This is a genomic window from Desulforamulus reducens MI-1, assembly GCF_000016165.1.
In the GTDB taxonomy this organism is placed as follows: domain Bacteria; phylum Bacillota; class Desulfotomaculia; order Desulfotomaculales; family Desulfotomaculaceae; genus Desulfotomaculum; species Desulfotomaculum reducens.
In genome coordinates this window covers 1,059,959-1,080,709 of the sequence record NC_009253.1, presented here as the reverse complement: position 1 = coordinate 1,080,709, position 20,751 = coordinate 1,059,959, and the positions used below count along the sequence as shown (strand labels likewise).

Annotated in this window: 10 protein-coding genes and 1 CRISPR repeat array (1 of these 11 running past the window's edge); all 10 genes read right to left on the bottom strand. The window is 43.1% G+C overall.

What is annotated here, in order from left to right:
- Nucleotides 1–806: direct repeats of the CRISPR family, unit length 32 nt; unit sequence GTTTCAATCCACGCCCCTGCGTGAGGGGCGAC (it extends 2,681 nt beyond the left edge of the window).
- 169 nt (nt 807–975) lie between these two features.
- On the bottom strand, nt 976–1,266 hold the full coding sequence (cas2, locus tag DRED_RS05470) for a CRISPR-associated endonuclease Cas2 (RefSeq protein ID WP_041274487.1): 291 nt from the start codon (nt 1,264–1,266) through the stop codon (nt 976–978).
- A gap of 20 nt (nt 1,267–1,286) precedes the next feature.
- Complete coding sequence (gene cas1c, locus DRED_RS05465) at nt 1,287–2,318, bottom strand: type I-C CRISPR-associated endonuclease Cas1c (protein ID WP_011877371.1); 1,032 nt, start codon at nt 2,316–2,318, stop codon at nt 1,287–1,289.
- Nucleotides 2,319–2,334: 16 nt separating this feature from the next.
- Nucleotides 2,335–2,994 carry a CRISPR-associated protein Cas4 gene (gene cas4 / locus DRED_RS05460; RefSeq protein ID WP_011877370.1) on the bottom strand — a complete coding sequence of 220 codons (660 nt, stop codon included), beginning with the start codon at nt 2,992–2,994 and terminating at the stop codon, nt 2,335–2,337.
- A 1-nt stretch (nt 2,995) separates the two neighbouring features.
- Nucleotides 2,996–3,862: a type I-C CRISPR-associated protein Cas7/Csd2 gene (cas7c, locus tag DRED_RS05455; protein WP_011877369.1), complete on the bottom strand. Its 867-nt coding sequence runs from the start codon at nt 3,860–3,862 to the stop codon at nt 2,996–2,998.
- Nucleotides 3,846–5,669 (bottom strand): type I-C CRISPR-associated protein Cas8c/Csd1, encoded by a 1,824-nt coding sequence (gene cas8c, locus DRED_RS05450; protein WP_011877368.1) that lies wholly within the window; start codon nt 5,667–5,669, stop codon nt 3,846–3,848. Before cas8c ends, cas7c begins: the two co-directional genes overlap by 17 nt.
- The gene (cas5c, locus tag DRED_RS05445) at nt 5,666–6,331 is read right to left on the bottom strand and encodes a type I-C CRISPR-associated protein Cas5c (RefSeq protein ID WP_011877367.1); all 666 of its coding nucleotides are present in this window, start codon (nt 6,329–6,331) and stop codon (nt 5,666–5,668) included. Before cas5c ends, cas8c begins: the two co-directional genes overlap by 4 nt.
- A 17-nt stretch (nt 6,332–6,348) precedes the next feature.
- Nucleotides 6,349–8,544: a CRISPR-associated helicase/endonuclease Cas3 gene (locus DRED_RS05440; protein ID WP_011877366.1), complete on the bottom strand. Its 2,196-nt coding sequence runs from the start codon at nt 8,542–8,544 to the stop codon at nt 6,349–6,351.
- 352 nt (nt 8,545–8,896) lie between these two features.
- Nucleotides 8,897–10,423 (bottom strand): cysteine desulfurase family protein, encoded by a 1,527-nt coding sequence (locus DRED_RS05435; RefSeq protein ID WP_011877365.1) that lies wholly within the window; start codon nt 10,421–10,423, stop codon nt 8,897–8,899.
- Nucleotides 10,424–10,645: 222 nt separating this feature from the next.
- On the bottom strand, nt 10,646–12,793 hold the full coding sequence (locus DRED_RS05430) for a Hint domain-containing protein (protein WP_011877364.1): 2,148 nt from the start codon (nt 12,791–12,793) through the stop codon (nt 10,646–10,648).
- Between the two features lie 29 nt (nt 12,794–12,822).
- A complete protein-coding gene (locus tag DRED_RS05425; RefSeq protein ID WP_011877363.1) occupies nt 12,823–20,715 on the bottom strand; it encodes a Tc toxin subunit A-related protein in 7,893 nt (2,630 codons plus the stop codon).
- Nucleotides 20,716–20,751 lie beyond the last annotated feature (36 nt).

Here is a 20,751-nt window from a genome sequence, read left to right as displayed (position 1 = left end):
CCTGCGTGAGGGGCGACGCGTTTTAAATTTGTCTGTGGTGTGATTGTATGTGTTTCAATCCACGCCCCTGCGTGAGGGGCGACATATAATATACTTTGTTTGTCTTAGTGTTTACTGTTTCAATCCACGCCCCTGCGTGAGGGGCGACAAATTTTCCAGGATACAGAAATAGAACAATGGAGTTTCAATCCACGCCCCTGCGTGAGGGGCGACAAATTTTCCAGGATACAGAAATAGAACAATGGAGTTTCAATCCACGCCCCTGCGTGAGGGGCGACTTCAAAAAACCTAGCAATTCAAAGCAATCCAAAGTGTTTCAATCCACGCCCCTGCGTGAGGGGCGACTGCTTTATATATTCTTGAAAATGGTTTACTAAATGTTTCAATCCACGCCCCTGCGTGAGGGGCGACAGTTAAAAGAACATATTAAAAATTCTATAGATAGTTTCAATCCACGCCCCTGCGTGAGGGGCGACTTTATCAGCAAGCATATTGAACAAATTATCTTCTGTTTCAATCCACGCCCCTGCGTGAGGGGCGACCCCTGTAGGCCAGCATAGAACCATGCCATTAACGTTTCAATCCACGCCCCTGCGTGAGGGGCGACTACATTGCATAATAACCACTGACAATGAGGCGGTGTTTCAATCCACGCCCCTGCGTGAGGGGCGACGCCTTATTGCTTCTAGGTAACCAGGGCTATTATTGTTTCAATCCACGCCCCTGCGTGAGGGGCGACGTATCACAGTTTGGACAAAGGGGGGTAATTAATGCGTTTCAATCCACGCCCCTGCGTGAGGGGCGACAGCATTCGCCGTAAAACCTTATTTATTAAGGGTTAAAATACCTGTTTTCGCGAACCTACATTTATCTTGTTTTTTTTACCCTTAATCTTACGGCAGTTTTGTGTACAATCCCTTATAAACTAGGACTTGCGATACACCTAGTTTTTCATGTTTACTTAGAATTCGCACTTTAGATTATCATAGTCCCTTCAGGGTCAAAAATCTCTTTAGCACCAACGTGTTTAATCCTTTTTTTCCAGTTACTACCAAGATAATAGTACCTAAGACTATCTTTTTCCTTATCAATTATTTCTTCAAGAGTATTTTTCAATTCTGCAAACTGCGCTGGATCTAATAAGCACTCAAATACAGAGTTTTGCACTCGTTGGCCATAATTAATACACTGTTTGGCAACTCGACGCAGCCTTTTTTTACCTGCATCGGTTGTAGTATTTACATCATAAGTAATCAACATCATCATAATATTTGTAAGTCTCCTTCTTACTTCCATACAAACGGAGGATATCGATCTAAGTCTCCCCTTAAATGTCTAGCTAACAATAGGGCTTGCGCATAGGGCAATAAACCAACATATATCTTTTTTTCCAGAAATGGATGGGTTATTTCTTCTCTCTTTCTTTTTTGCCAGGCTTCTATCACGATTTTTCGAACATTCTCCTTCATAATAACTCCACCCGATTCCTTTTTCAAAAATCCATCTCCTGTGACTTGCCGTCTATTAATTAAACTTAATGCTAATCTGTCTACCAAGTACGGCCGAAATTCTTCCATAAGGTCTAGGGCCAACCCGGTCCTACCCGGTCGGTCACGGTGTAAAAAACCAACATATGGATCTAATCCAACAGTTTCTAGAGCGGATCGGGTCTCATGCAAAAGTAGACTATATAGGAATGACAACAATGCGTTCATGTTGTCCAATGGCGGTCTGCGATTTCTTCCTTTCATAAAAAAGTGGTCCTTATGACATATAATTAGTTGGTCAAATACAGAAAAATACATTTGTGCTGATTCGCCTTCAATTCCTCTCACTTCATCAAGCAATAGTTCTTTGCCTAGCCTCAATACATTACGAGCCATTATTTTAGAGACACGATCAACTTCTTCAATTTGAACCTTATCTCCGTAATCACTCATAAAACGGCGGAGTACCGTCCTGCAGTTAGCAATTTTCCCGATAATAAACATTGAAGCCAGCTTTGCAGATTCACTTTCAGAATCAGCCAGACGGTACTGTTTTCTTCTCAATAGCACATTGCCCTTGGGAGTTCCATGTACTGTAGCCTGATGCTTACCATGGGCAGTTAAAAAAGATACCGTAACCCCTTTCTCAACACACATTCCCAGTAAAGCGGGGCTTGCACCCATATAACCAAAGGTAACTATACCCTCCAGATAGTGAATAGGAGTTCTGAAAATTTCTTCATCCTGAACTCTTACCACAAGGTTTTCCCCATCTTTTGCCAAATAAGCCTCAGGATTTGTTATATAAAGAACATTCAACATTTTTCTCATGTCTGTGCTCCCCCGACTATTCAATCCTCATATCATCAAACACTCGGCTTAGATATTTTTGTGTTCTTTTGTTTACCTTGGAGAGTTCTGGAACACATATGTCAAACAAGGAACAATTTTTACATTTCTTATTATATACTGCTGGTGGAGTTTGCCCTTTTTCAAACAGTAGATGCATTCTTTGCGCAAGTTCTTGAACTCTAGTCCTTAAACAATTATTAAACTCAACTCTGTATCTGTGTTTCGTCTCACCATAGAAAAGGTATCCATAATTAATAGTAATGGCGAGCATTTCTTCAAGGCAAAGGGCCTGAGCACACAATTGAACCTGGTCCCTGTCATCTGCTTTGGGCTTTCCTCGTTTATATTCAACAATGCTGTAATTTACGATACCGAAGTTGTCATCATGTTGCTGAATTTCAATTACATCTGCCACACCATACAGACCAAGGGTTTTGGACATAAGAGGAACTGACCTCACAATCTTTACGTCACCACGCGTTTCCGTAAAATAGGGGTCATCAACTCTTTTATGCATATTTTTCCCTTCAACTGTTTTTACATTCTCAACCCACTGACTTTCTACATGAATAAGCCCCCACTGTCTTTCACAAAAGGCAAAATGCTGAATTCCAGACAATGCTAATAGATCATCTTCTTCATAAAGTTTTTCCATGTTACTTTTCCATTAATTTAATCCCTGCGGGTAATGCTGCCATATTAACCGTTACTTTATAATCGCTATAGGCTCTGGGTGGACGGATTAGATCCTTTCTTGAAACCTCAACCATATCAAACAGACTATGTGCAGAGGCATTTCCTAGTGCCGTCTCATGTTCAAAAATAATTAGTTTTCTGGTAGCCATCTTACCTCTGGCTGCCGACCGATCATGATCAAACATATTTGTCAATGATTGCCAAAGCAACTCTAGATCTTCCTTAGTAAATCCTGACTTTTCAGCTAAATGGGCAGAAACATAGCCTTCCGCCCTGTACAATGCATAGGGAACAATATGTTTGCGTCCCATTTCCCTATCTTTCTTCTCAGCATCTTTTACAGATGTCACCGCCATTCTTGTAATGGTAACCTCTTGTTGAACAATTGGGTCAATGCTGCGAGCAAAGTTAATTTGTACTGGGCCACGCACCTGTCCACAATTAACCTCTGTAGTCATAACTGCTCCAAAGGTACGGATATCGTAAAAGTGCTTACACATGAAGGCTTTAACCCTTCTGGCATCCTCTTCATTCTTGGGCAGTTTCTTTGATTCCGGCTTAATGTCGAGGGCACTATATGCCTTCATGTGCTGGTTATTTAATATTGACCCTTCACGCACGTAGATATCAAACCCTTCAATACCGTTTTTTACTATATCTACATAGTTTCTAATTTTTCTTTTAAGACAAACATCAGTAACCAGTCCTAATCCAGTTTCAGCATCAATACGAGGCATATTGCCAGCATCAGGATCACCATTAGGATTTCCATTCTCTACGTCAAAGAACAATACAAACTCATACCTGTTCTTAATTGGTTCGAACATTGTTTAGCTCTCCTTTTTTCTCAGTTTTTGTATACAACGCTTGGCGCTGCTGATAATACCCAAGGACAAATTGTCCCTGCTCCTCAAGGGTTAGATAGGCCGGGAAGCCATCAATACTGGAGATTACGTCTTCTATCCTCTTATCAGTATGCCTTCCGTATTCCGCTTTTGTAATGTGGTGCTGGGCAAGTCTTAACAGGATTGGAAAAACCGATCCGGGCGTAGCAGAAGCAGACCCAAAATATCTGTCCCTGATAGATGAATTTATGCCCGGGTTAGCATCCTCCTGCGCTTTTTCCAGCAAGGAGAATAAACGTCCTAATAAATAACCCTTGTTGCTGTTTTGCTCATTTAATGCCACTGTCAATTCCACCTCGTTTCCTTTGTTATAAAAACGTTCGTGTCTAACCAAGCAAGCTTTTATTACAGCTGCCCGCACATAATTAACTTCCTGATCCGCCCTGATTCGGGATATCATTGAGCTATATAAAGACATAGGATAGGGTGTGCCTGAGAGAATGGCCCGCATCAAAACACCACCCAGTAAGGGTGCAATCCTTTTACTATCTTTAAGTGGTGCTGTTTCTTTTAAAATCATCCCTAATGGAATGAAGTACGGGTTTTTTTCAAAGTTTTTGACCATTGCCATATCACGGTAGTGTTGCGCTATCTTTGCAATAAGCTTTCCATAAGTATCAACATGCCAAAATCTTACCGCCAAGCGGCTAGCATTGGGGGCCAAACCCAAGATGTAGAAGTTTGTGTTTAAATTTATCCCTGTAAGCTCCTGGCTAACAGCTTTGCCTTCTTTCACCCTGCGAAAAATATCATGTAGTAGTTTCACTGTTTGGGGGTCCCTTGTAGCTTGACGCAAGGAATGGTCGTCTTTTTTATCACTTTTACCGTTTTCCTCAGCAACCGGGAAAAAAAGTAAACCTAACAAATCTTCCTCAAGTCCGTTGGTAGATTTTTCTGCCCAAAATACGGTAGTAGTGTCGCCGATTCTAATCCGGTGTTTCTCACTCCCCAGCAGGTAATTCAAAGCAGTTGTGTAGCCAAAGACCGCTTCCTCTCCCACCGGCGCATTGAAGCTCTGGGTTTTTCTGTAAGACGTAAAAGAGTTAAGGTTAAAGGATATTAAAGATGCCCCGCTGGGTTGTGCCCCTGTCACTCCTTTAATGCTCGGATGCAACCGGGCAATTCCCGTTTTTTCTCCTGTAACCAAACACTGCATTCTAATATCTGATACCTGGGCATTCCTATGTCTATTCCACGCCTCCCTGATTGTCTTCCGTTCATGGATATAGCCTTCGTTCCCTTCCAGCTTAAACACAAGGTTACTACCCTCGACTAACCCATCAAGCTGTCTAATAATCGCAGGGTGCTCTACCGCAGAGGCTATGTCCCAACCCCGCAAAAATTTTAATAGTGCTACGGCTCCTTCATCCTCTACACCTTGCAGTATTTCCTCTTGCCTCTGGACGAAAGCCTCAAAACATTTCTTGATTCTATCTCTCTTTTCTTGCTTGTTCTTCTGGCCCAATCCTAAAATATAAGTGCAGTTATCACACAGAAAGTTTGCCGCTACACCGGATGCTCTTTTTACCTGCTCCGGTACATCCATTTCTCTTGATACTAACTTCTTGTTTCTTTCCACCCGCAGGTCAATAATATCCAGCAATTGCCCTTCTCTGGAAAGTACCAAGCAGTAGCCCACCTTTGCTTTACTAAACCCGGGCCTGCTTACCCCGGAATCCTGATCATTTAGTAGCGTTCCATAGTATTGATATAGGGCATTGATAATCACAGGACGGTCAACCCCCTTTCCATCGGAGGTACTTCAATTAGCCCGTCTTTCATGGTAGCCCTAAAGAACCGTGGGTTCATTCCATCCTCATGATCTATATCCAGCAGCATCCATCCCAGATCCTTATCTCCCTTATGTAGGGAATGAGGGGTTGGTTCATCCTCTTCTATAAGACGAAACTTAGCTGGAAATTCCCTGCAGCCAAAGTAGGGCTGCTGGAAGCACTGCCCCTGCCTGGCCCTCCGTGAAAAGATAGCATAGTGCTTCTCCGGTGAATCCTGGGGTCCCGCTTTACTAGTCATTTCAAAATGGGCTACAATTACGTATGCCACATTACGTAAAAGAAGGGTGGCCCTCTGTTGGCGGTCTTCTGAGGCATACTGGCACAGTAGGGTAGGCTCCCCCTTCATGGCTTTCCGAACATTGCCGGTCGGGATTTTACTGCCCACCTCATTGCGCCGAACATTGTCAAACCTAATTTCGTTTAGTACATGGATTTTGTCTATCTTCCAGACTATGGATGGTTTCCAGTGAATGGACTCCAATATGCCTCTGGCGGCAGAAGGAGTCATGACATCATAACTGACTCTTTCCACCTTCATTTCCGGCCTTGTGAAGCATGCAAATTCTCCCCAAACCAAAAGCCGGATACCATAACCCATGGCAATTCCCCCTTTCCTTAAATAATTAGTGTATCATTCAGAAACATGCTTTCTGTGAAGGGCTTAAGCCCTGTTTCCTGGCTGTAATAAGCGTCAAACATATCCTCTTTTAGTACGTAAAACCTCCCACCCACTACTTCCAAAGCGCCAAATTCAAGGAGTTCCCTGAATTCCTTCTCATATACCGCAACCCCATACCTCTGTAATTTCCTGGCGTATGAACCGGAAAAGAGATTACTTTCTGCTTCTGCCAGAGTTTTCTGGCAATATTTATCCCAAGGAATCACAATTGTACTGGTGTTGTCATTCATTAGTTTAAATTTCTCTGCAATGGTCCTGAAAGGAAACCTCAACTGCCTCTCTTGCTCCCGGATGTCCTCCATAATACATTTCTTATCCAATTCAGCAGCATCAACATCATATAAAGAAGTGAAATACGCTTTTACCCCTTCCAAACCCAGGGGATCTTCATACCTTTTAAAAACCATACTACCCAAGGAAGCTGTTCGGTTCAGCCACCCCCTTGGCATACCGTGCTTCTCAGGCCAAAACACATATACTTGTCCCATCTCGCGCAATCCCTCTCTGTTGCAGCGTCCTGCTGACTGGGCAATTGAGTCGATCCCTGCCATACTCCGATAAACTACAGGAAAGTCAATATCTACCCCTGCCTCAATCAATTGCGTTGAGATAACGCGACACACTTGTCCTTCTTTAAGTCTTTCCTTCACCATTTCCAACACTTTTGTTCGGTGAACCGGACACATCCTTGTGCTCAGATGAAAGGTGCCATCGCCACGAATCCCTTCATACAAGATACGGGCATGTTTTTTTGAATTCACTATGCATAATACTTGGTCTTGGCTGACCAACTTTTCAACTAATTCTACATCGGATACTGTTCCTATGTTATGCACCTGCACTCTTTTAAAAGCTTTGTATAACTCTTCCGGGTTATCGATTATTTCAACTGGAACTATCTCTTTAGGAAGAAATTTGTTAATAGCTGGCTGTGTTGCGGTACACAAAACTATTGTTGCATGATAATTAGCAACCAGTTCTACCACCGCATTTAGGCATGGTTTTAGGAAGCCCGTTGGTATCATTTGTGCCTCATCAATGATAATTACGCTGTTAGCTAAATTATGTATTTTACGACATCTTGAACTCTTAGCTGCAAAAAGAGATTCAAAAAATTGCACATTGGTTGTGGCGATAACAGGCATATCCCAGTTTTCGGTGGCTAGTTTTTGTTGTGCTAGTTTGTCCGCTAAATCATTTTCCATCTCCCACTGGTCTTCTTGCGGATATGCAAAATTACTGTGGTGTTCAAGCACATTTTCCTCGCCGATCACCCTTTTAAAAACCATAGCATTTTGCTCGATAATGCTGGTAAAGGGTATCACGTAAAATATTCTTTCCTTTTCATATCTTATGGCATGTCTTAGGGCAAAACTCAAGGAAGACAGTGTCTTTCCACCACCTGTGGGGACTGTAAGTGTAAACAAACCCGGTTCGCATTCTGCTTTCTCCCTGCAGTTGGCAAGAATTTTATACCGTTTCCTGTTAATTGCAGTATCTGAAGCTTTCGTACACAGATTATTGAGATACTGTTCCAGATTATTCGATAGTTTTTTGAGCGAATACTTTTTAACACGGGCAGCAGCCTTCTCTGGATTCAAGGCCCTTTCTGTATCAAGGAAATCTGCATCAACCAAGCACGCATACAATAGTCTTGTAAGAAACTGAACACTAAAACCTGCACCTACTATTGGCCTTATGGCGGGCATTGTAATATCCTTTTCTACAGGTAAATTTATTTCTTTAGAAAAACTCATGTAATCATATAATTTCTTTTTTAGTCTGGCTTCTAAGGAGGTTTCGTCTGCTACACTGCCCCAGTCAGGTAGACCACTATGATGTCCCGCTATAATATAGGCCAAAATTTTACCTATCAGACCATACCGTTTTCCCCCCTCAATTGCACCTGCCGTAGAATGATCAACCTTAATGCTATGGCCTTCCAGACGCTTCTGAAACTCAGGCGAATACTTTCCCAGATCATGCAGAAGACCAGCAACATGGGCAATTGTTTCTCCACCGAATGATTTGGCAAAGGTGCTGGCAGTTACACCTGTTCCTTGCAAATGATCCCTAAGTAAATGCCACTGGTTCTTATCCTTTTCTTTATCTGAGTGAGCGTAATAATTCATAAACCTATCCTTTCAATACCAGAAAATTCTGTCCAGTTGCTTTATAACATTACCATTCTTTCTTTTATAACAAACACCTACAATTTTGGGTATATTTTTTATCGACATATTATGATTAGAAAATACCTTTTATAAGAAGTAAGTGTCGCAAAACTACGTTTTAGTAGCTAGCAACACTCACTGTTTACCTTTTTGTATCAACTTAAATTGGCTGGTTTTAGACGTAATTAAATACTCCTCCAAAATTTTGGTCCTTTGGGGTTTAAATGTTAGGCTTTTAATTGACATTCCCCGCAGTTCTCACATTAAAACACCGTTGGGCAATAATAGCTTTAATACTGTCAGCAGGCAGTTATTTGGTTTCTTTTATCAAATTCAAAATCTGTTTCAGGTATTTGAGGAGATACGCTACATCTTCTTCTTTTGTTTGTAATCCAAAGCCAAAACGAATTGTGGCATACTTCTCTGTATCTGCACCTATCGCTTCCAATACATAGGAATTCTTGAACTTTTTTGAACTGCAGGCTGACCCTGCCGAAACACTGATACCAATCCTATTGAGACTGCGCAGTAAAGCACCGCTGTCCACAGCGGGGAAGCCAATGCTTAAATTGTTGGGGATACGGTTTTCCAAAGAACCGTATAGAATGAAACACGGTTCAATTTCCTTAAGACCGTCAAGAAAGAAGCTTCGCAGTTCAAGAAACCGCACCCTCTCTTTTTCCATTTCCCCGTGGGCCAATTCTGCCGCTTTGCCAAGGGCAAGAATAGAACCCACGTTTTCAGTTCCCGAATGGATGCCTGACTCCTGACCACCTCCGTGCACCTGCGGAATAAGAGAAATACCTTTTTCCACATATAAGCCACCAATACCTTTGGGGGCGTAAATTTTATGTCCTGAAAAAGACAGTAGGGATATCCCCATTTCTTTGGGATTAAGGGGTATCTTGCCGAAGGCCTGAATGCCATCAACCATAAAGAGAATGTTACGTTCTCTACAAATCTGCCCGATTTCTCTGAGGGGATTGATGGTCCCGATCTCATTGTTAGCTGCCATAAGGGACACAAGAAGTGTATCCTTTCTTATGGCCTGTTTTACTGAATTTGGCAAAACCTGGCCGTATTTATCTGTAGCAAGATATGTAACCGAAAACCCTATGGTTTCTAAGTATTCCATGACTCTAAGTACAGAAGGATGTTCCACCTTACTGGTAATAAGATGTCCTTTTTTATCTAAATCCTTAAAGGCAATCCCTTTTATAGCAAGGTTGTTGGCTTCGCTGCCTGAACCAGTAAAAATGATTTCCCTGGGAGATGCCGCGAGACAATTGGCAATCCGCTGCCTGGCCTCGCTGACAAGGGCTGCTGCGTAGGAACCCTGTACTGTGTTGCTGCTTGGATTACCGAAACCGTACTTGCCGGAATAATAATTCAACAATACACTTGCTACTTCGGGACGGACGGGGGTCGTGGCATTATGGTCAAGGTATACCTCCCGAAAGTCAGGGGTCTTTATTGGGGCCCAGGACTTGCAGGGTTCGGCTCTGGAATCTTTTTTGGGGTCCAGTTCAAAAAAAATACCGTACCGCCTTTCATAAGACTGCTTTTGTTCCTGATGGAATAATTTCCTTTCTAACTCCTCAACAAAATTTACAATCTCTTGTTCAGTCGGGTTAATATTAGTTTGTACGGGATTTTTCAAAAGATAGTGCATGAATTCTGGCTTATTTTTGGATATCATTAAATTGTGAAGATACTCTGCATTACCTTTGGCGGCATATAATACTTCAGAGGAAACCGCACCTTTTAACCCTAAAAGTTTGCCAAATTTTATTTTTTGATTTATCAGTTTGCTGTTGGCTGGCATCGCTGATTCCATAGGTATCCCTCTTTCTTTCAAAACGGTATTCGGCATCTGACCCTTATGTATATCGGAAGTTTTATGTTTTCTTATAGAATAAAAAGATAGCTTAAAGAGGCACTTTAAGCGTACCTCTCCGAGTTTTATGACGAAAATTAACAGAAACCAAAAATAGCAGGTGTAAGCCACCCATTTTGGGTAAATTATTAGTGTATTTTAGTGAATAATATAATCAGATAACTAACTAAGTTTAACTTTGATGCTATTATATTTAGGGTCAAGAGTCGATCCGTCCTGGGATGTAAAATAATTGGAAACAGTCAAAGTATATTCTTTATCTCTCTGTAATGGAGCTGCCAGCCATAGGACAGAGGCATCCTTTTCATCTACTTCGGCATGAAAAATACTGGTTTCGGGCTCTAGCTCATAGTTGCTGACAGCAGATACCCTTGCTGCAGACATCGGTAAATTGAAGGTCAGGCGGATTTTAGCATGTTCATGCATAAGCATATAGCGAACCCCTTCCGTAAGGTATCTCTTGAGATTTTTTGGCTTTTCTTTGAATAAAAAGTCAAGGTCAGTATCAATGCTGAATTTGCTACTTAAAACTCCCTGTTCGTCCAGAACTTTGTTTTTCTTTAACATTTCAAAGACCTGCCGAGAAACTGCCGAGTCAATATCGCCGGCTATAAAGGAATCCTGGGTTAGCACCGCTGAAAAGGCCTCAGCACCCTGTAGCTTTAATCCCTGGAATACGGGTCCGCCTATTTCCTCAGGCGGGAAATCCATGGCATAGCCTGCATCTAGGGAATCCAGACGAGTCTCCCAAGTGGGAGTATATGGATCTTCCTCAAAGGCAGCATGCTTTTTGTCTATATTGGAAAAGATGTTGTCTTCAATCTGTTTTACGCCTTCTTTAAGGACATCGGCATACAGCTTGTCAAACAGGACTGTCTGCAATACACTGGGGCTGTAATAGTCTGCCATGGCTACGGAAGTATAACCATTATAGTCAAGGGGATCACTTTTCTGAAGTCTTGTGACCATATGGCTTAATATTACCGCCAGGCCTTCCATTTGCAGGTTTTTAATCCTGCTCAGTCCCCCAGACAGGACAACTATATCCTTTCCATACTGGTTAAAGGCATATGCATTGGGCTCAAGGCGGGCAATGTCATGATGGAAGATGATGTTTGAATAAAATCCTCTGAACAGTTTAAGGACGTAATTAACCGCAGCATTTCCCATGTTCATTTCGGAAAAGCTGCGCTTTTCCGCGTTATCATTGACATCGATTTCTTGTAAGCTGCTCAAGTATTTTGCCGCAGTTTCGGGAATATACGAGACTTTTTGTCCATGAACGAAATATTTCAGGGGTTGAGGTGCCGTATTGCTTTCGTTTAGGCCGGCAACCTGAAAATTCAAATAGCTTCCCTGTACCAACTCGTTATTTTGTTCTATATATTCCTTGGTGCCAATTTGGGGATAACTGTCATGATCCACTATAAAATACTTTTCTTTTAATTCCGTAGCATGAATCTGGAGATTGAAATCACCGGAAACCACCCCTTCAGATAAAAGCAGGTGCCCATCCAAATCCCCTGTAAAATTCTTTTGGGTGGCAATGTGATGAACACCGCCTTCATATTCTCCTATACTCACTTCATGAACGGGCACGGGCCGACCTTCGTATGAAACCAATTGATCTTTTCCGGGCACCAGCCGATCTGCCCTTTTCAACTTTCCATTAGGCATAAGAAATAAATGATCCGGCGTAACTATAATGGAACCCGTATCGCCGTGCCTTATATATACCATGGCAGGCTGGTGGCTGTCAGGCCCTGTACCAGAACTAAAAGACACTTTCAACGGTGACCAATTTAATTTTATCCCTCCGGCACTGGTTTCGATACCAGCTGCCAAGACCAAATCACCCACTGCAAACTTTTCTATTTTCTTGTGCCCGTTGGGGGTACCTATCTTGGTTCCATATGCAAAGCAGGAGCAGCAGCAGTGACAGGTAAGTTGATAGTAACTGTCCCCCTGCCTAGTGCAAGCCCGACTTCTTTTACCACTATAATCACTTGGATTGTCTATGTTTAAACAAACCTGAGACGGATAAGGATACAAATAGTCTTTAGGTTCGCAATTAGGTATCGGATTGCCGTTCATATCCTCGCAACGACAAATCCTATGGGCCTGGGGAGAAATATCGGCAAAATCCGTGCAATGCCTGCTTGGACATATCAGAGAGAAGGGTGACCCATTTCTAAATGTATCGTTATCCAGAGCATCCTGGTCTATTGCAGACCAGTTTACTTCATTAACTTCCTTTGCATTTCGATCAAGGGTGGTTCTGATGTTAGCTACACAATTTTCCCAACCCATTATTACGCCTCCTTGTTAATTTTTATATTTTAATTTTTCTTGGGCTTGTTAAATACGTTGGACTCATAGCCAATAAGAACTACCATGTCCAATAAAACATGCGGGTTGATCACCCCTTTGTCCAGCAGCACAGCGGGCAGCCGGGCCGTATCCAGTTCCAGAAGCCAGTTCTCCTTTATTGGAAGGGTCTTGGACAAGACTATACTGCCGATATTGTTATTGATCGGCACCGGTTGACGATCTTTATCTCCGGTCTTCAAATAAACAAATTGGCTGGTACTGTCTCTATCAGATACCTCAATCCCTGCCGGGGTTTGCAGAAGAACAGTGGCTGTACTTATTTGTACATCTTTCAAATTTGGCAAAATCATTTCATCGTTAATGGGGAAAGAAATCTGCTGCAGCCCCCCCGAGGGCCAGCTATTGATAAATTTTTGCCATTCTGCCAGATAGCTTTGCTTCAGATCAACACACTTGGCCAATGAATAGGGATATGGTGGGTTATCGGCATAAAGCAAAGCTTTCACTTGGTTGGCTAAATTTTCTCCCCCATCTTGGGCGGTATATTTTATTTGAAGGATAATGTCGGATATGGTGTTAAAATCAATTCTGTTGGATTCGGGAGGCAGGTGCAAGGTCCAGCGGGATACTGCTCCCGTTCCTTCAAAGGGCAGGTATTGTTCATCACGAAAATCCAGCACAAAAAGACCGCTGTCATCAACGCCACGGGTAATGGCTATCTGCTGGTTCGGCAACCAGTTTTCACGCAGGGAGCCATCGGGATAATCCGGATAAGTGGCCGGCTCCATAACGTGTTCAATGGCCTTTATATCAGGCTTCAGAACAATTTTGTTACTGTTTTGCACCAGGGTGGCATTGATGTTTTGATAGGGCCGCATGATGGCAGGAATAGTAACCAAAATGGATTTTATCTTCCTGCGATAGTGGCCGGGAAAATCAAAGTCAAAGAGCTTTTCACTCAGTTCGAAGGTAAGTTTTCCTATTTCAGCCCCGTTGATACCCCACTTAAATGCCATGAAACTCTGTGGATCTAAATGCAGTAGGGAGATGGTTTTTTCAATTTCCAACTGGCGTACGTTATTTTGCAGATAGGCCTTCTCCATTTGACTTAAAGAGAGCAACAGGCTTTCTCCGGTCAAAAGCCCTTTATGCAGGCTATCCCAATAATCAAATGCAATGAACTGATCATCCCTGCACAGTTCGTTCTGGTATGCTGCTTGGGCAGCCAGGGCCGTATCAAGGGCCATTCGATAGGTCTGAAAGTAAACACTGGCAATACGACCAATCATCCATTGATAGAGGTCTTGGTTGGTGAACTTGTTTTTGATAAACAATTCATATTCGTCAGCCTGTTGGATGTTCTTCTGATGAATTTCCAGTTCTCTTTCCATATAGGCCAGCCGTGCCTGGTTGGCTGATATCTGTTTTTCGATCTGTTGCACCTCGTACCGAGCAATATCACACTGGATCTTCCATTCTTCCCGGCGGCGTACATACTGGGCGCCCGTAGCGATAACACCCGCGGTCTGGCTCATGATGCCAGCCGTTACATCGATAACCTGAGCACCAGCATTGATGGCTTGACCAAAGTCCATACCCCCGTTGGAAAAGCCATAGATATTGGGCGTTAAGTAACCTGCCACCGATAGACCACGTATACAGCTTGACACAACCTGTAAGCCCACTGAAGATTGCATAAGGTTTAGGCTGGTATTTTCCAACGCATTGAGGTTTTCATCATACAAGCTCTGGTAATGCTGCAGACGGTTTTGGGCACTGCTCCAGCTTTGCCGAAGTGACTCTATTGTTTCATTGATTTCCTCAAGCTGCTTTTCTTTGGTCAGCGTTGTCAGATTGAGAATATTCTTTTCATGGGTGGAGCGCAGCAGAGTCAAAGCCTCTGTGTCCTTTTTCTCCAATACCGAAAGCAAACTACTGCCCAGCTGGGAAAGAGTGGCTGCCATGCCTTTGGCTTTCTCCAGCATATGGTTAAAACGGTAGTGGGGCACGTCGGTTTTGCCGTGGGAAATTATTGAAAGAATATCGCTTTCCGCCGTAGCAAAACGGGCCAATTGAGCCGGGTCTATTGGCGGCTGAAACAGCGGTAGTGCCTGTTTGACACCGTCAATATTAAGACAATGCCGGATTTTATAGAGCCTGTCTTCCACTCTGTCCCAATAACCTATGAACTCCGTGTTTTCCGGCACACAAAAATAAGCATCAAATTCATTAAAGGGTGTACCCGCTGTATCCGGAGGATGCTGGCCCGTTACATGCTCCAGATCGATAAGAAATTGGGGAATATCGTACTGGTATTTTTGGAAAATATCTTGAAAGGTCACTGGTGTAGGCGTTTTAGCTGGTCCCATGTTTTCAGGCCTTTCTCCCAGCAGGTTATAGGCACATATATAAAGCAGTGTAGCTGCCGTGATGAATTCCCATGAATACCGGGCAAACAGCGAGTCACCCCATTCCAGCAGGTTATCTATATACTGCATGACCACCATTTTCTCATAGGCTCCTATCCTAAGCCGGGCAATGGCATGGGGGTCGAAGGGAGTATTATTATAAGCTGCAATCTCACCGGGGTTTTTCAACTGGTCAAGCAATGATTCCAATGTATGGTTACGAAAGGGCTGGAATTGCCAAAAGTGTGCCACCTGATTGCTTATCTTGTAATTCAACAATATATTCTTTACAGATTCAATCTGTTCCTGATTCAAAATAGTTTTCAAGTAAGTGTTCAAGGGTGTTTTCCTGGTAAATGATGGACTTACCATACCCTCCGCAGTAATAATACCTTGGTCACACAATATTTTGTAGATTGCCCGAGAGTCACGGATGCCTAGTCTGGAAGTCTGGAAGGTATCTTCCCTGACAGGATTTTGCGGCAGAGTCGGATTAAAAATATATTTAATCCATTTTTCAGCATCCTGGAATTTTTGATTGGTCTGCAAAAGTTTATAAATATACAGCGGTGCATGGAAAAACAGTTCCCAATAATACAGGCCATAAGTACCAAAAAAGTCCACTTGAGTACCGTCCAAAACTTCGGGCACTTCAACTTTAGGTTCGCTGAAGTGGAATCTTTGAAAGGGCAATTCGCTTTCAACAGGTATTTGCTGGGATTCCAGACTTAGAAGTTTGTCTATGCTACCAGTAAACAATGCCGTACTTAGCTTGTGTACAGCTGCCGTAGTCATCCGGGTGGCTTTGAATTTGAAGTCACAGACACTGTAAGCCGGCTCTTTGCCCACAAAAAAGCCTACAGAAGTTGGAAAGGCGCTTCGGTACAAGGTATCCACCACAAAACGAACCTTTTTGTCCTGGTCGGGCTGTCCTTGCAGCATACTGGCAACGTCCTGTGAAAGGGTATAGAAATCAATATCCGCATCCAAACGTCCGTTTTTGTCTAGATAACCATATTTCATGAGTTGGTTAAAAAGGGCTGTGGAACCACTTTGTTCAATTTTTACATCGGCTGATACAAATGAATTAGGCTTGATGAGGGGCCTGTGCATAAGTATATTTTTCACAGCCGCCACTTTATCGTCCTTTTGGGCTTGATCATAAAAAATGTCATTAAGATCTTTTACCAGGTCTCTCAACAATGTATCGGTGGAAATGATCCCCTGTTGGCTAAGATAACCATATTGCACAAGTTGATTGAAAAGGGTCTCCGAGCCTTCTTTTTGAATATCCACCGCAGAAGACACAAAGGAATCCGCTTTGAAAAGGGTATCCGAGTTATAAATACCACGGCTGATTGACAGTAAATTTTTATCAGGATCACACAGCAGAAAAGATTCCTTTTCTCCTTTAAAAACAAAGGCAGCCGGATGATTTTTGACCGTAAAAATTTCGTATTTCTTGTTTCTCATGGCGGTAGAAAGGCAGGTCGTACCCGAAGCCAGGCATACTTTTCCTAAAGTATCCATTATTTGTTGTTCGCTGAAATTGTCACAAATAATGTTTTCCGAGTCCAACAAGTTCAAACAGCCGGAGGTACTATCAATTTTTGGTCTAAAGCAGGTTATGCTATCAGCAGAATCTTTCCTTATAAAAAGGAATTCATCGGGATTAGCAATAAACCCCTTTTCAAGGTCATCGTTAATGACAACAGGCTTGCATACCGGCAGACATCCTTCGTAACCGTAATCCTTCACAACCTTGAAATTTTTAGCTGTTTGATACAGTCCAAAGGCAAAGGAGTCCTTGACAGGCGACTTGCTGAAGTCCGGTGGTGTCCAGCCACCGAAATCACTGGTATTAAGCAGCGGACCGTAAAGCAGCATCACCTTTTCAAATTTATTGGCCCCGGCACCAAGCATCCAGTAGCGGCCCTTTTCTAGCTTTAAGGCATAGACTTTTTTCCACCATAGCTGGTCTATATCAAAAAGGCTGGCTGAAAATAGGCCGTTATAACCGGGCAACTGCGGGCCGCCCTGAACTGATATAACCATGTCCTCCACCAGTGTTTGGGGTTGGATCCAGTCGCCACTAAAGTTATAGAAGGTATATTTAATGGATGCCTTGTGCTGGGTGATTTTTTTGCCTGCTTCTTGGTTATCCTCGTTTTTCTTAAGTTCAACCCAGAATACAAACAGCCTGTTAAATACATAGACAGGCGTAATATATTCGGAATTAATTGTAATGTTAATTTTATGCCATTCTGACCAGGTTCCGTCACTTTCACGAACAATATAATAATAGGTGTAGGGTTGGGTTTGTGTCCGGGCAAACAAAAAGAGCGTGGGTGCGTCTTCCCTTTTTTCATCACTGACATTGCAGTAATATGCGTCCACGTATACCAGCTTGGCCAGCTCAGCAAAACCATCTAAATACTTTTTATATGCTTCTTCCACCGTTTTGTTATCGATATCACCCTGCTTGAGGGTATTCTCCAGTTCTTTGAAAAGACGGGTTTTGGAATTTCTATGGGCAGGTTCAATGTAGTTTTCGGGATATAGGAAAATCTTTCGATTAGCCTCCCAAACCCGATAGTTCATCATCCATTCCCACCATATTTCAGGAACAGAGAAATCCTCTACCCCCGGTTCCAACTGTTTACGGCAGCGGCTTAGGTAGATTTGGACAGCATTAAGCCCCTCCTTGATATAGGAAATTTGCGCACAGCCGCTCATTTCAACATCAATTAATAGATACTCATACAAATTCCTGGTGTTTTTTATCCATTGGGTTTCTTCATTTTGAGATAATTGATGAATAGCTAGGCCAATAAGGGCTTGACGCTTGTTTTCTTGCTCTTCTCCTTCTAGCTGCTCGTAAAGTTTATTCCATACTTCATTTGTATAACGAGCCTTAACTGCGGTAATCAGACTGTCTGCCGCTGAAACATAGGTATCCCAACTCCCCGTCACACCTTTGCCAGCCAGGTTATTTAAGCTTTGCAGGAAGGAAAGATTGGTACCGGTTTGTTGGATCAGTTCCCATACTCGGTAAATTTTATATAGGATGTCCATACGATTTGCATCCTTAAATAGTGCCCACAGAATTGTGATTTGCCCTTCCTCTTGTCCAGTCAGGGCGGCCATCTCCTGGGATGCCTCGGCTTCATTGGCTGCATTCATATAGGCTGTTAGATGGTCCTGGGGATCGTCATAGCTGGCTGCAAGTTCTTTAAAACGAATAAGCTTGATTATGTCATAGGGACTTAGGCTTGTTGGATTTTTGATACCGTAGCTTGCCGGATGTTGCCGGATGCTTTCAATTTCCTGGACCTTGAGGTTAAGTTTGCGAACTAACACCAGATGTCTCGCCACATCTTTAATAATGCCTTTGGCCTCTTCCTTTTTGGTTGCATCCAAGAAGATCGGAACCAGCGCGGTATGCCCTGTAAGGGAAAGCAACGCCTGTATTTGCTCTGTCCGGGCACCAAAGAAAATAGCAAGCTGTTCAATGATTTTTTTCTCCTGCTCACTTTGCTGCTCCCCAGCTGGCAGGGCAGCGCTCTTAACCAGTGCAGGAAGGGTTTTTAGCCATGGTTCGACATCTTGCTCCCTGTAGGAAGTGTCGACAAAGGGGCTATTCATGCCGTTTACGATATAGTCAAGGTCAAAAACATTCATACCCGAACGGCGCAGGAGACTGGCAGTTTGGACAGTCTCCATTATACTGCCGGCGGTGAAGCGGCATACATCATCAATCAATAAAGCAATAAATTTTAGATATTGGGGAACAGGCAGTGTTAGCAAAGCTGCCAACTTGGCATGGCGGTAAAGCAAGGAAAGGTTTTCCACCGTCATGTTAACCGGCTGTTCTGTGCCAAAAAGCTTTTGAGCAAGCAATTTTACATGATCCTGGGACAGTGCCACAGCTGCGGCCATACGAACAGCTAGGTTACGGTTTGCATCATCATCGGCCGCAACCTGCCACTGCATAACATCCTGTGTATACATGGGGTTCCATGGATACTTAGGCCTGTATGTTTTTACACCGGCACCATTGAAGACGAGGTCAAAGGGTGCTGCAGAATTTGCCGGGTCAATTCCCACACCATAGGATTTAAGGTCAAAAAGTAAGGCACAGGCGTCGGCTGTTGAAACATTCAGCTGGCTTGCCAGTTCCTTGATGCCGGCAAGCCCGGCCAAGGCACTATCATCTAGGGCTGGTATTCCTTTTTTCACGCAGTGGAGGGACCAATCCAGTTCAGCATAGGTCCAGCCCGTTTTTCTGACGAGCCTCAGAAATCGGTGCAGTCGGTCAAGGGCTGTGTTGTTGAGATTTTTTATTACCTGTTTTTCTCCTGCGGCCTCAATACGGAGATAATTGGGCAGTCCTTGGTTGATAAAGAACTGCTTGGCAATGCCTTGCTCAACTTCTTCTTCGGAAAGATTCTGGTACAATAAATCCCGTAGTTGCTTGAACGTTAGCCCTGTCTGGTTGCAAAAGGTTGCAGCATCCGTTAATCGGCTTAAATCGGCTATGCCATAATATTCTTTTAATTTATCCTCATTGGTATTCTCGCTGGTTAAAAGCTGCCACTCTTCCGTTGACAATTTTAGGTATTCTGCCGCCTTATTTTTATCAGAAGAAGCAAAAGCATCATAAATTTGCCACAATTCAGTCTTTAGTCTTTGCAAATATTGGCGTATCCTTTCCAGGGGGAGCTGGAAGGGAAGATTAAAGGGATAGTATTGGTTGGCCAGGGTTTGATAAAGGTTGTCTCTTTCCTTTAAGGTCCTGCCCACCAGGTCTTCCAGCCTTTCATTAACAATTCTCAGGTAAGGCATGGTGCCATTGGTATTTTCACAGATCAATTTGATTTTGGTCAAGTCGGGCCTTCTGTCAGATAGTTTCATGCCCGGCGGTATGGTCTTTTCATTGGGCTTGTTAACGTATTTTTCGGTAATTCGCATTAGGTCGACAAAATAGGCCGCCGGACCAAATATTGACTTGCAATGCTCGCACTGACAGTAATCCAAACTGCCGAAGATGTCTTGATAGCTGGGCATTCTTTCAAAAAAAGCATTGACACCGCTGTTAATACTATTGACCCTCATGGCTTTGAAATGTGGCGAGGTAATATTTTGAGCCGCCGCCCAGGTATGCATTACCTGATTTTTTTTGTTTTCCGCCCGGCTATGGATTTTCTCTGCCTTGGCATCTCCCTGCTCACCCAACAGCGGTCCCAATTCCTTGACAAATTGATTTCTGCTTAAAGCAGTTATTTTAAAAGCAGAATCAAAACCCTGTTCTTGCAAGGTTTGTGCGGCGTTAACATCGGGATAAATTCGTAATAGACGCTGATAAGCCTGCAAATTCCTCAACAGCGTCTTTTTATCTGTCCCATCCCATTTTAGATTGGCTAGCTGTTCTTCATTATGAAAATTGAAGTCAAGGATATTGAATTGGGGGTTTTGTTCTTGGAAACTTTCCATCCCTTTTAGTTTGAGCGTATTAAGGTTCAGCTTTTT